Origin of the sequence: Peribacillus sp. NPDC101481, assembly GCF_044767165.1 — a bacterium.
Lineage (GTDB): Bacteria > Bacillota > Bacilli > Bacillales > DSM-1321 > Peribacillus.
In genome coordinates, this window is record NZ_JBIWNJ010000011.1 from 1 (window position 1) to 13,062 (window position 13,062).

At 40.9% G+C, this 13,062-nt stretch carries 13 protein-coding genes, 1 tRNA gene, 1 other RNA gene and 1 other annotated feature; of the genes, 4 read left to right on the top strand and 11 right to left on the bottom strand.

Features of this window, described 5'->3' with window-relative positions:
- Nucleotides 1–339 precede the first annotated feature (339 nt).
- The 7 genes from ACIROD_RS26065 to tadA all read right to left on the bottom strand — a co-directional run bounded on the left by ACIROD_RS26065 (nt 340) and on the right by tadA (nt 4,737).
- Nucleotides 340–603: a pro-sigmaK processing inhibitor BofA family protein gene (locus ACIROD_RS26065; protein WP_061143380.1), complete on the bottom strand. Its 264-nt coding sequence runs from the start codon at nt 601–603 to the stop codon at nt 340–342.
- A gap of 109 nt (nt 604–712) precedes the next feature.
- Nucleotides 713–931, bottom strand: a complete 219-nt coding sequence (locus tag ACIROD_RS26070; protein ID WP_034316261.1) for a YaaL family protein — start codon at nt 929–931, stop codon at nt 713–715.
- Nucleotides 932–951: 20 nt separating this feature from the next.
- A complete protein-coding gene (gene recR, locus ACIROD_RS26075) occupies nt 952–1,548 on the bottom strand; it encodes a recombination mediator RecR (protein ID WP_034316264.1) in 597 nt (198 codons plus the stop codon).
- Between the two features lie 60 nt (nt 1,549–1,608).
- On the bottom strand, nt 1,609–1,926 hold the full coding sequence (locus tag ACIROD_RS26080) for a YbaB/EbfC family nucleoid-associated protein (protein WP_101226088.1): 318 nt from the start codon (nt 1,924–1,926) through the stop codon (nt 1,609–1,611).
- 21 nt (nt 1,927–1,947) lie between these two features.
- Nucleotides 1,948–3,636 carry a DNA polymerase III subunit gamma/tau gene (dnaX, locus tag ACIROD_RS26085; RefSeq protein WP_260358075.1) on the bottom strand — a complete coding sequence of 563 codons (1,689 nt, stop codon included), beginning with the start codon at nt 3,634–3,636 and terminating at the stop codon, nt 1,948–1,950.
- Nucleotides 3,637–3,819: 183 nt separating this feature from the next.
- An RNA gene (ffs, locus tag ACIROD_RS26090) (signal recognition particle sRNA large type) lies at nt 3,820–4,084 on the bottom strand.
- Nucleotides 4,085–4,230: 146 nt separating this feature from the next.
- Nucleotides 4,231–4,737, bottom strand: a complete 507-nt coding sequence (gene tadA / locus ACIROD_RS26095; protein WP_101226081.1) for a tRNA adenosine(34) deaminase TadA — start codon at nt 4,735–4,737, stop codon at nt 4,231–4,233.
- Nucleotides 4,738–4,876: 139 nt separating this feature from the next.
- Here tadA and ACIROD_RS26100 point away from each other — a divergent pair, with 139 nt between their 5' ends.
- From ACIROD_RS26100 to ACIROD_RS26110, 3 genes are all read left to right on the top strand, one after another.
- Nucleotides 4,877–5,422 (top strand): cysteine hydrolase family protein, encoded by a 546-nt coding sequence (locus tag ACIROD_RS26100; RefSeq protein WP_402945629.1) that lies wholly within the window; start codon nt 4,877–4,879, stop codon nt 5,420–5,422.
- Nucleotides 5,423–5,599: 177 nt separating this feature from the next.
- The gene (locus ACIROD_RS26105) at nt 5,600–6,259 is read left to right on the top strand and encodes a deoxynucleoside kinase (protein ID WP_402945632.1); all 660 of its coding nucleotides are present in this window, start codon (nt 5,600–5,602) and stop codon (nt 6,257–6,259) included.
- The gene (locus tag ACIROD_RS26110) at nt 6,237–6,908 is read left to right on the top strand and encodes a deoxynucleoside kinase (RefSeq protein WP_076373259.1); all 672 of its coding nucleotides are present in this window, start codon (nt 6,237–6,239) and stop codon (nt 6,906–6,908) included. Before ACIROD_RS26105 ends, ACIROD_RS26110 begins: the two co-directional genes overlap by 23 nt.
- A 120-nt stretch (nt 6,909–7,028) precedes the next feature.
- Here the strand turns inward: ACIROD_RS26110 and ACIROD_RS26115 are convergent.
- From ACIROD_RS26115 to guaB, 4 genes are all read right to left on the bottom strand, one after another.
- A tRNA-Ser gene (locus ACIROD_RS26115) sits at nt 7,029–7,121 on the bottom strand.
- A 131-nt stretch (nt 7,122–7,252) separates the two neighbouring features.
- On the bottom strand, nt 7,253–8,530 hold the full coding sequence (serS, locus tag ACIROD_RS26120; RefSeq protein ID WP_260358077.1) for a serine--tRNA ligase: 1,278 nt from the start codon (nt 8,528–8,530) through the stop codon (nt 7,253–7,255).
- A gap of 63 nt (nt 8,531–8,593) precedes the next feature.
- Nucleotides 8,594–8,819 (bottom strand) — a binding site (T-box leader).
- Between the two features lie 69 nt (nt 8,820–8,888).
- Nucleotides 8,889–10,208, bottom strand: coding sequence for a D-alanyl-D-alanine carboxypeptidase family protein (locus ACIROD_RS26125; RefSeq protein WP_402945638.1), 1,320 nt, complete (start codon nt 10,206–10,208; stop codon nt 8,889–8,891).
- 173 nt (nt 10,209–10,381) lie between these two features.
- Entirely contained in the window at nt 10,382–11,845 is a 1,464-nt protein-coding gene (gene guaB, locus ACIROD_RS26130) for an IMP dehydrogenase (RefSeq protein ID WP_101226085.1), read from the bottom strand.
- A 111-nt stretch (nt 11,846–11,956) separates the two neighbouring features.
- Between guaB and ACIROD_RS26135 the strand changes: the two genes are divergently transcribed.
- On the top strand, nt 11,957–12,922 hold the full coding sequence (locus ACIROD_RS26135; protein ID WP_402945640.1) for a YaaC family protein: 966 nt from the start codon (nt 11,957–11,959) through the stop codon (nt 12,920–12,922).
- Nucleotides 12,923–13,062: the final 140 nt, after the last annotated feature.

Here is a 13,062-nt window from a genome sequence, read left to right on the forward strand (position 1 = left end):
TGTTTGACTTGCTCATTTGCTTTTTTGATAGTGTGTGCTCACTTAAAATTTAACGTTGGCGCTTTGTTTTGTTCAGTTTTCAAAGAGCAATTTATTGTCGTTACTTCGTAAGCGACTTTATTATCTTATCACTTACCCAATCTAATGTCAACAACTTTTTTAAATTGTTTTTTTAATTGAGCAATTTGTGATGTCGTTATTGGCGACTCCTAATATATTATCAGGTTGATGAGTTATCGTCAATGGTTTAATTAGTTTTTTTAAAAAAAACTATAACATGATAAAAACCCCAAGGAAATATCCATGAGGTTTTCATACGATGACTTCTACGCTATTCCTTTAGATAACCCAATAGCCAATGGCTGCCAAAGCGGCAACTCCCGGTATTCCAAGCAAGCCGGCGACTGCCGAGGTAACAGGGTTGATAGGGACATGAATGCCCGCTTGATTCCCAAGTGTATTCAAAAAGAACAAAAATGCTGCACCGATAATGATCTTTATAATCCCCTGCCCTATGAACCGGACGGGTCTTAATGGCGCCCCGATAATAAGGAGCATTAAAATCAGGCCGCCAATTACGGCAACAAAGACAACTGGTTCCAAACTCATTCCTCCCCGCAAGCTTGTACTACACTTATATGAAGGAATCGATGGATTAAGAACTGAAAAAATGGCCATGAGGAATACGAAATCCTTCACAGCCATTTCCTTATCATCTTTTTAAGCGGACATTCCTTCTTTTAACTTCCCTGAATAAGTAGAAATATTTCACTTCCGCCAGTCTCGTTTGGGCGATTACTTCCTCAGATGGATCAACGCTTTTTTCAAGTAATGATTTTTGATTATGCCAATTCCATTTCAACTGTTCAAGCTCTTCGATTAATGAATCATTGAATTCATTCCGAAGTTTCTTTTTTTTACGAAAGAACAAGTGAAGTCCTCCCAGCTACCTTATATTTCTCTTCTTCCTTCAATTGCTTTTGATAGCGTCACTTCATCCGCATACTCCAAATCTCCGCCAACAGGAAGTCCGTGGGCAATTCGGGTCACTTTGATTCCTGAAGGTCTAAGCAACCGCGAAATATACATGGCTGTCGCTTCACCTTCAATGTTAGGATTAGTAGCCAAAATGACCTCCAGCACTGTTTCATCTTGCAGGCGCTTTAATAAATCAGGAATATTTATATCTTCCGGACCGATTCCGTCCATCGGGGAAATACTGCCATGCAGTACATGGTATAAACCATTGAACTCTCTCATCTTTTCCATAGCTATTACATCTTTAGGGTCCTGAACCACACAAATCAAACTTCTGTCCCTCTTTTGATCTTCGCAGATATAACAGGGATCTTGATCTGTAATATGACCACAGACTGAGCAATACATAAGATTCCGCTTAGCATTAACAAGTGCCTTTGCAAAATCCAAAACAGTATCTTCCTTCATGCTTAGTACATGAAAGGCTAATCGAGCAGCCGTTTTAGGACCAATCCCCGGCAATTTCATAAAACTGTCAATGAGCTTGGAAATTGGTTCTGGATAATGCATCGAATTCCTCCTAAAAATTTCAAAAGAAACCCCCTGAAAGGAAGTTTCTTTTGAACTTGCTTAAAACATACCCGGAAGGTTCATTCCCTTAGTGAATTGTCCCATCGTTTGGTTTGTCAGTTCTTCCGCCTTTTTCAAAGCATCGTTAGTCGCAGCCAGAACTAAATCCTGAAGCATATCGATATCATCCGGATCGACAACTTCCGGTTTGATGATTACATCGACGATTTCTTTATGTCCAGTCACGATGACCGTTACCATTCCACCGCCAGCAGTTCCTTCAACCTTTTTTTCACCTAATTCTTCTTGTGCCTCTGCCATCTTCTTTTGCATCTTTTGCATTTGTTTCATCATGTTCTGCATATTACCACCGCGCATACCCATTTTTCTTACCTCCAATTATTCTTTAATTTCAAGTAAATCATCGCCGACTAATTTCCTAGCCTCTGCTATAAAGGGGTCTTCTTCTTTTGATTCCGTTTCTTCGGGACCGTCGAACTGCTGTGTTGAGATGAAGTCCTCCCGCAACCTTTGCCACTGGCTCTCCGGAACTCCAGCTATCTCCATTCGGTGTCCGGTCAATTGCTGCATGATCGAGGCTATCACTTCCACGAAACGGTTATTTTCCATTGCCATTTGACAATGAATATCATATTTGAATTTTACCACAAAAGCTTCAGTTGACGCAGCAACAGGTTCTGCCTCCGTTAATAAAGCTGCCAATGACTTTTGGTTTTGCTGTCCTAACTGCTCAAGCACTTCCCCCCACTTACTTTTCACAGCATTAAGACCTGGCTTTGTAGCTTGTTTCAAAACTTGATTGATCTTTCCGGCAGGTGCTTTATATGCCTTTTTAACGGCCCTTTGCGCCTTAGCCTGCTCTGCAGGCTTTTCAGTCATGGCTGCCGGAATGCCGTTTTTCTGCATTTCAATCAATTTCTTCTCTAAATCTTCTATTTTCTGCTGCAGCTGCTGTAGCTGCCCGTTATCATTTTGATTTGGCCTTTGCTCATTACATAATTTCACAAGTGCCACTTCAAGGAAAATCCTTGGATGATTTGTCCATTTCATATCCTGCTGTGTTTGATTGAAGCTTTCGATAATGGAGTAAATCGATTCAGAAGAGATCACTTCTGCCAATTCCTTAAATTGGGGATCTATCAAAACACGCTCGAAGGATTCTGCCAGTGCCGGTGCCGTTTGAAACAAAAGCATGTCACGGAAATAATAAATCATGTCTTCAATGAACCGAGCCGGGTCTTTTCCCATGGCCAGCAATTCTTCAAGGACTTCAAGTGCCACCGCTACTTCTTTATCATATATAGCTTTTGCCAGCCGGCTTAAAAACGCCTGCGAAACAGAACCGGTGACAGTCAATGCATCTTCCACAGAAACCGTCTCTGAACTGAAGGATATCGCTTGATCAAGAAGGCTTAGTGCATCCCGCATCCCGCCTTCGGCTGCCCTCGCAATGATATGCAGGGCTTGTTCATCACATGAAACACCTGTTTCTGCGATGATCTGTGACATCCTGCCAACTATATCTTGGGGCTGGATCCTTTTAAAATCAAACCTTTGGCAACGGGAAATGATCGTTAGCGGAATCTTATGAGGTTCAGTCGTCGCCAATATAAAAATCACGTGCTTCGGGGGTTCTTCCAATGTCTTTAAAAGTGCATTGAAAGCACCTTGTGATAGCATGTGTACCTCATCAATGATATAAACTTTATATGTAACCGCGTTCGGTGCATATTTGACCTTATCACGAATGTCACGGATTTCCTCGACACCATTATTGGATGCTGCATCAATTTCTATAACATCTGATATGGAGCCATCGGTGATTCCGCGGCAGGTAGCACATTCGTTACAGGGCTCACTTGTCGGGGCATGCTCACAATTCACTGCCTTTGCCAGAATTTTGGCGGCACTTGTTTTCCCTGTTCCACGCGGACCGGAAAATAAGTAGGCATGCGAAACCTTCTGCCCGACCAAGGCATTCTGCAACGTTTTCGTTACATGTTCCTGCCCGACTACATCAATGAATTGTTGTGGCCGCCATACCCGGTATAATGCTTGATACCCCACGGAAATCCCTCCTTTTTTTCTCCACCTTGTTTATTATACATTACTGATTTCCTTTATATCAAAGTCTAAAAAGAAATTCTATCATTGCTTCATTTTTTTCAAAAATGCCAAGCGCTTTACCTTCTTGGCATAAAAAAAAACCCACCCGAAACGAATGAGTTTTTTGTTTATGTAAAATAACTGCCGTGCACCTTCTGTCGATTAGCAACCATAAGCGTTACTTAAGCAGTTAGCTCGGCCCAGGCAACCCTGCGGCACATGAGAACTTCCACTTAATGCTGCTTCCTTCCGGACCTGACATGGTTCATGGAGTCCCATTGCGCAGGACCCGGGCGTCAACACCACTTACTTAAGGCAGGCCCTACAGAATGCTAACCTCGAGAAGGGATTCAACCTCGCTAGAGCGGATTGCGAGTACAGGGCACCGCTACCTCCCCGTCTAGCACGGCAAAAGTAATACCAATTTCAAAGCGTCATGTCGACGCATAATTCATTATACTAAGGTAACAAAAAAAACGCAAGTGTTGTTCATGGACAGTTTGATTCCAAATTTATCAAATGAAGCAAAGCCTCATTTCAACATTCGTTTTTCACCTATTTATTTTCCTCGGCAATTTTGAGTGCTTGATCTCTTTTCAACATTTTCTTTCTATTCCTAAGCTCTTTAAAAAAAGAAGTCAATATCCAGCCGCACTCTTCCCCTAATACACCGCTTGTTACATCACATTGATGGTTGAAGCGTTCATCTTGGAGTAAATCCATGAATGTCCCCGCACAGCCAGCCTTTGGGTCATGGGCCCCAAAAACAACCCTTTTTACCCTTGATTGCAAGATGGCACCAGCACACATGGGACAAGGCTCCAGCGTTACATATAATGTTGCATCTTCAAGACGCCAACTGCCAGTAGCACGGCAAGCCTCGTTGATTGCAAGCAGCTCCGCATGTGCCGTCGCATTCTGTTCCGTTTCCCTCAGGTTATGCCCCGTCGAAATAACTTGATCATCTATCACGATTAAAGCGCCAATCGGCACTTCATTCAACATCTGCGCCTTTTTCGCTTCCATTATAGCTAAATTCATGTAATAAACATCATCCTTCAAAAAAAAACCCCCTTATATTAAGTAGGAGTAAACAGACAAATATAAGACAAAATAAAGGTCATACTACTTGTTCTAATGAATAGTAACGCATGCGGCATACGTGCCGCAAGTAAATTCTCACAATATAGGAGGATATACCATGAATCGACCTGAAACGCCTTCTTTTGCATTGCTTATCATCGATATGATCAATGATTTTGATTTCAAATACGGGAATATGCTCCTGGCACATACGAAGCCTATCGTCGATCCGATTTTGAAATTGAAAAAGCAAATGAAAGAAAAGGGTTTTCCAATCATTTATATCAATGATCATTATGATTTATGGCAGGCTGACTTCGATAAAATTATTGCCAGATGTAAGAATGAAGGAAATGCCTCATTAATCGAAAGAATAAAACCTCAACAAGACGAATTCTTTCTCATCAAGCCGAAGCACTCCGCATTTTATGGGACGGCACTCAATACACTGCTTAAACGATTAAACGTGGAAACATTGATCATTACTGGAATAGCCGGAAACATCTGCGTCCTATTCACAGCCAATGATGCCTACATGCGGGAATATAAATTATGGATTCCGAAGGATTGCATCGCTTCTGCATCAAAGGAAGATAATCATTACGCATTAAAGATGATGAACCATGTTCTCAAGGCATCCATAAAAGAAGGCGAAGACTTTTAAGCCTTCAATCGAACAAGGGCACTAACCTACATCCCCCAATAACACTCTTTCATTCTCTTTCTTTATCAACCTGACAAAAATGTCACTAAAGTCCCAAGTCTGTGATACAATATCTCTTGGCGAAAATCCTATGACCGGGAATTTCAGCTTGATACCTCATGAAGGAGGACAGATTGGATGAAATCCACCCCATTTATCACTGTCGAAGGACCAATCGGCGTGGGAAAAACATCACTTGCAAAAGTTATCGCAGATCATTTTCAGATTTCATTATTAAGGGAAATTGTCGATGAAAATCCATTTCTCGGGAAATTCTATAAAGATATTGATGAGTGGAGCTTTCAAACAGAAATGTTTTTTCTGTGTAACCGTTATAAACAATTGGAAGATATCGAAAAAAAGTATCTTACTAATGACCAAGCCGTGGTGGCTGATTATCATATATTCAAGAACTTGATATTTGCTGAAAGAACGTTAAAGAACGAACAATACAATAAATACCTTGAGATATTCAATATTTTAACACGGGATATGCCTAAACCTAATATGGTGATTTATTTAAACGCAAGTCTTGATACTCTTCTCTCCCGAATCGGTAAAAGAGGTCGTGAATTCGAAGAAAATATATCCTCCATATATTTAGAGCAGTTATCCGCGGATTATCGAACATTCATGAAAACATTTGAGAAACAGCACCCTGATATCCCTGTTCTTACATTCAACGGAGATGAGCTGGATTTTGTCGGGAACAAGGATGATTTGAAAACGATAATCAGCCAAATAGAGAATGCCCTGCACAAAGGAGTAAAGTCAAATGAACTTACGAAAGAAATATAATATTCCAAACAACGCCGTCATTACGATAGCAGGGACGGTTGGCGTAGGAAAATCGACCATGACCAATGCGTTAGCCGATGCCCTTCAATTCAGGACATCATTTGAAAAGGTTGATACGAACCCCTACCTGGATAAGTTTTACGATGATTTTAATCGCTGGAGTTTCCACCTGCAAATTTATTTCCTCGCTGAACGTTTTAAAGAGCAAAAAAAAATCTTCGAATATGGCGGCGGTTTTATCCAAGACCGTTCCATTTATGAAGACACCGGGATATTTGCAAAAATGCATTATGAAAAAGGCACGATGAATGATGTGGACTACGAAACGTATACAAGCCTTTTCAACGCCATGGTAATGACGCCATACTTCCCGCACCCTGATTTACTTATCTATCTCGAAGGTTCGCTCGATGATATCCTAGACCGGATCCAAGAGCGAGGCCGTCCAATGGAACAGCATACCCCAATTGAATATTGGCAGGAAATGCACGGCCGTTACGAAGAATGGATTGATCAATTCAACGCTTGCCCTGTCCTTCGATTAAATATAAACGAATATGACCTTATGCAGGATGAAGCAAGCATCGAACCTCTTATAAAACGGATTGCCGAATATATGGAGCAAACCAAGTTGCTGCGAAATGTATAAACAGAAAAACCACCGGTTATCCGGTGGTTTTTTAATATATTAGAAAACAAAAATTCCGTTACATATCTGTAACGGAATTCATCGATATCCAATTTATGCGCTGTGGTTATTAATAAGTTATGGAGGAGGTAGAGGGATTCGAACCCCCGCGGGATTTGACTCCCCTGTCGGTTTTCAAGACCGATCCCTTCAGCCGAACTTGGGTATACCTCCGTATCAACATTTATTATATTACATGGATTTAAAATTAAAGTCAAGCCCTCTATAAAGTTTTTTAAAATAATTTTCAAACTTAGATAAAAAGGAGAATCAGCCTCTTTAATCGGAAGCTGATTCCTTTTGACTTACGGTTTTATGACTTCCGCACCGCGCATATATGGACGTAATACTTCAGGAATGATAACACTGCCATCTTCCTGCTGATAATTTTCCAAAAGGGCTGCGACTGTACGGCCGATTGCCAAACCTGATCCATTTAGAGTATGGACGTGTTCCGGTTTGCCTTTTGCATCACGTCTGAAGCGGATATTTGCCCGTCTAGCCTGGAATGCTTCAAAGTTACTGCAAGAAGAAATTTCGCGGTACGTTCCATAGCTCGGGATCCAAACCTCGATATCATACTTTTTAGCAGCTGTGAAACCAAGATCTCCCGTACACATGCTTAGCACTCGGTATGGAAGACCTAGCAATTGAAGGACCTTTTCGGCATGCCCTGTAAGGTTTTCCAACTCTGCATAAGAATCTTCCGGCTTCACGAATTTCACTAGTTCAACTTTATTGAACTGGTGCTGACGAATTAACCCGCGTGTATCACGACCTGCAGATCCTGCCTCTGAACGGAAAGAAGCACTGTATGCCGCATAGCTTATCGGCAGATCGTCCATGCTCATGATTTCATCACGATGGAAGTTTGTCACCGGGACTTCAGCTGTAGGAATCAAGAAGTAATCATCACTTTCAATACGGAAAGCATCCTCTTCGAATTTTGGCAATTGACCTGTGCCAGTCATGCTTGCACGGTTAACCATATATGGTGGCAGCATTTCTTCATATCCATGTTCCTCAACATGAAGGTCTAACATAAAGCTAATTAATGCACGTTCTAATCGAGCACCAAGGCCCCTATAAAATACAAATCGGCTTCCGGTCACTTTTGCTGCCCGTTCAAAATCCAGGATACCTAGATCTCCGGCTACATCCCAGTGTGGTTTCGGTTCAAACTTGAATTCCGGTAGTTCTCCCCATTTACGGATTTCGACATTATCGTCTTCCGTCTCACCAACAGGCACACTTTCATGCGGAATGTTCGGAATGGAAAGAAGTAATGTTTCCAACTGGGCTTCCACTTCACGAAGTTCATCATCGAACCCTTTGATACGGTCACCAACTTCACGCATTTGGGCAATCAGCTGATCTGCATCTTTTTTTTCCCGTTTCAATACAGCCACTTGCTGTGAAACTTCATTTCTTTGGCTTTTCAACTTTTCCGTCTCAGCAATCAAAGCCCGACGCTTTACATCCAGTTCCTCGAATTTACCTAAATCGGTCAAATCTTCTCCTCTAAATTGCAATACACGCTTCACTTCTTCAAAATTATTTCTTACATATTTCAAATCCAACATTTTCAGTTCCTCCTTAATATTTTTATGTTTTATCAAAGAACGCAAAAAACTCCCGTCCCCTGAAGAAGGGACGAGAGTTAACCCGCGTTGCCACCCTAGTTGAAGGCCTATCTAAAACGCCTACCACTTATCACGATAACGGCTTTTAACCGAAAGTACTTACTGACCCAAAAGGGCTTTCCATACTCTGCTCCAGGAGGGATTCACAAAACTCTCACACCGATTTCCACCAGCCATCGGCTCTCTATAGAAAGAAATACTTGTTACTATTTCCTGTCAATGCTTTCTTATATAATCAGATTGTTTTCCATAATGTACTATAATTTTATACATTACGCAACCGTTTTATACGTGAAACTTAAAACCAGCCTTTAACAGTGGAAGCTACACTGCTCCATACGTCACCAAAGAATCCGCCAACCGCTCGCATTGATAGTACGAACCAGTTTGCCTTTTCAACAGATTCAGCAGCTACGACGTTAACCTTAACCTGATCTCCGTTGATGTACCCGTAATCTTCACCTTTTTTAGGAGTGACTGTGATGTAACCTAGCTTTTCACCTTTTTTGATTGGTGCAGTCAGCTTACCATCATCATTCAATTTGTTTTTATCGATCACTAAATCTGTTTTATAGTTGTCTTTCTCACCATTTTCAACAAGTAGCTCGATCGCTTTTTCAGATTGAATCTTAACGTCTTTTTCCTTGCCTTTCACTACAGAAAGTGTTTCTTTCCCTTTCACCTGGTAGTTGGCAGGAAGGACTTTTTCCTTTTTAAAGGTTGCATAAGCATAGTTCATAAGCTTAGTGCTATCCGCAAAACGTTCGTTTTTATTAGTGGACTTCATGACCACCGTGATATAGCGCTGACCGTCCTGGATAACCGTCCCTGTGTGTCCATATCCGGCAAAGTCAGTAGATCCCGTTTTTAGTCCATCTACGCCTTTATATTCAAATATCAGTCCAGGCAGCATCCAGTTGAAGTTCGGATATTCTTTTCCATCACGGAACTTCAATTTAGGGATGCTGGCGATTTTCAACACTTCCGGATAATCATTTATTAAACGATAAGCAAGAAGTGCAGTATCTTTTGCTGTCATGATATTTTCATCATCTTCATCACCTGAAGGAAATTGCCCTAATAAATCGCTGTTATTCAAGCCGCTGGCATTAACGAATTTATGTTTTTTCAAGCCTAATTCCTTCGCTTTTTCGTTCATTAACTTAACGAAGCTCTTTTCACTACCGGAAACTAGCTGTGCTAAAGCTACTGTTGCCGCATTTCCGGAATAGACGGCCATAGCTTGATATAGTTCCTTAACTGTATAATCTTCACCTTCCGTTAACCCGACATTCGACAAATTGGGTGCTTTTGAAAGGTCATGTACGTATTTATTTATTTTAACTTTTTGATCCCAACTGATTTTCCCATTTTCAATTGACTCCATTATGATGTACTCTGTCATCATTTTAGACATGGATGCAATCCCTAATACTTTATCGGCATTTTTTTCATACACGATTTGTCCTGTTTCACCATCAATGATGATGGCTGCCTCTGCTTTTAAACCTAAATTATCAGATTCAGCAACAGCTTCCCCCGGTTGATAGGCAAATTGCGACATAACAAGAACAAAAACAAAAGTGAAAATGAGGGTCATCTTGCTGATTTTTTTCAATTTCCAATACCTCCAACTTTTAAGCTAATCTCTATTACAAAGAAGAAACTTTATGTAATTCCCTTGACACCTTGTCTAGTTTATCACAGAAAAAATAAAAAAAATAGACAGAGTAATCGCAGACTCTGTCTATTTTAACAATAAATTTTAATGACGATTATATGTTAAATTCATTACATTGAGTAGTTCGGTGCTTCTTTTGTAATTTGGACGTCATGAGGATGGCTTTCCCTTAATCCGGCACCAGTCATTTTGACAAATTGAGAGTTTTCCCTCAACTCTTCCAATGTTGCTGTACCGCAATATCCCATACCTGAACGAATGCCGCCAATCAGCTGGAAAATGGTATCTGATAAAGGTCCTTTATATGGAAGGCGGCCTTCGATGCCTTCCGGTACGAATTTTTTGTTATCTTCTTGGAAGTAGCGATCTTTAGATCCCTTTTCCATTGCAGCAACAGAGCCCATACCCCGATACACTTTAAATCGGCGGCCTTGGAAAATTTCCGTTTCGCCTGGGCTTTCAGTTACACCGGCAAGCATACTGCCAAGCATTACTGCATGTCCGCCTGCAGCTAGGGCTTTAACGATATCACCAGAGTATTTGATTCCGCCATCAGCAATGATCGTTTTACCATGTTTTCTTGCTTCTGTCGCACAATCGAAGACTGCCGTGATTTGCGGAACACCTACACCAGCTACAACCCTTGTCGTACAGATTGACCCAGGTCCGATTCCCACTTTCACTACATCAGCTCCAGCTTCGATCAATGCTTTCGTACCTTCGGCTGTTGCCACATTACCGGCAATGATCGTCAATTCAGGATATGTCCCGCGGATTTCCTTCACCATTTCAAGGACGCCTTCTGAATGACCGTGAGCAGTATCAAGTACAATTGCATCGACATGGGATTTAACCAGCATTTCGACACGCTTCATTGTATCCTTGGTCACGCCGACTGCAGCACCTGCAAGTAATCTTCCTTGCTTATCTTTCGCCGAATTCGGGAACTCGATGACTTTCTCGATATCCTTGATCGTAATAAGTCCTTTAAGGACACCATTATCGTCCACAAGGGGAAGCTTTTCAATTTTGTATTTTTGAAGAATCTTCTCTGCTTGTTCCAAGTTAGTTCCCACTGGCGCTGTGACCAGATTCTCTACAGTCATGACACTGGAAATCTTCAAGGAAAAATCGGAAATAAATCGCAAATCACGGTTTGTAATGATACCCACAAGCTTTTGATCCTCTATATTGTTGACTACAGGAACACCTGAAATGCGATATTTACCCATTAAATGCTCTGCATCGAATACTTGGTGATCCGGCGTTAAGAAAAATGGATCGGTAATTACACCGCTTTCTGAACGTTTTACTTTATCCACCAGTTCAGCTTGTGCTTCAATGGACATATTTTTATGAATGATACCCAATCCGCCTTGACGAGCCATGGCAATTGCCATCTCAGCTTCCGTCACGGTATCCATTCCTGCGCTGATGATAGGAAGGTTGAGCCTTAAGTTTTCAGCTAAGTTGACTTGAAGGTTAACATCTTTCGGCAAAACCTCTGATTTCGCTGGAATTAATAGGACATCATCAAAGGTTAAACCTTCTTTTGCAAATTTATTTTCCCACATTATTTTCCCCTCCTGCTTAAAAATATTATTTGTAGGTTATCAATAGGACATACTACTGTCAAGAAGAGAAATAAAAGTTTGATTATTCTATTAATTCGGAGGATAGCTGCAATGCCTGAAAACAATGATAATTTCGATAAATATACACCTTTTTTTTCCGCATCTTCCTCACAACTTTTTTTACAAAAATGTTACACGCACGAAAAAATAGCAGAAGCGGAAATAAAAAGTTACGATAATTGTTATCCATTTATTTACCATCTTGAACATGCTAAAACTTATTATAATCAGGCTGCCATTGCACCACTTTCCATACAACCAATACTTACATTTTATGGATTCGCACAATTATTAAAGGCATGTCTGCTCACGATTGATCCTTACTATCCGGAATCAACTTCGATGCTTGCCCATGGGGTAACAACAAGAAAAAAGAAAAAACAACAATATGAATTTTTAAAGGACGAAGTGAAAACGCAAAAGAATGGACTTTTCACCTGCATTGCCGAGAAGTTATTTCACATCAAGCATCTGGAAGGTGAAAAGTTTTCCATGGGAACATTAATGAAGGAAATCCCAGATATGCAAAACTTTACATGGTCTGTTTCAAAGAAAAATTTCATCGCCATGTTACCATCTTTGAATGGCTTTCAATTACCTTCAGCAGTATTGGATACCTATCAGATGTCCAGCAGTCGGTTGGAAGAATTTTTGAAAGCAAAAACGAATCAAGTTTACAGTATTTCAGAAGCTCCTGGGACACTGCATTTTAAAACAGATGGCGTCCCCAATCATAATGCCACGTCCCCAATACGATATAATTTAGCAGAAGGACAGTTCATGCTATCACTAAACAAAGATTCGTCAGCTTTTTCATTACCTGAACTTTTGATCCATTATTTGATTTCTTATAACCTTAGCATAATAGCTCGTTATGAAACAGAATGGTGGGCAGAACTGTTGAAAACCATGCCTAATGATGATTACCCCTGCATTGTTCAATTCCTTAAAATAAGCCAAGCTAAGGTGCCATTCTTAATATTTGAATGGATCAAGTCCGGAAGGTTCCACCTTTGATCCCTTCAACATCCATTTGGTGTATTGATCTGGTATTAAACGAAGAAAAAGACCAGCCGGATGGCTGATCTTTTGAAATGGCTTGGCGGCGTCCTACTCTCACAGGGGGAAACCCCCAACTACCATCGGCGCTGAAGAGC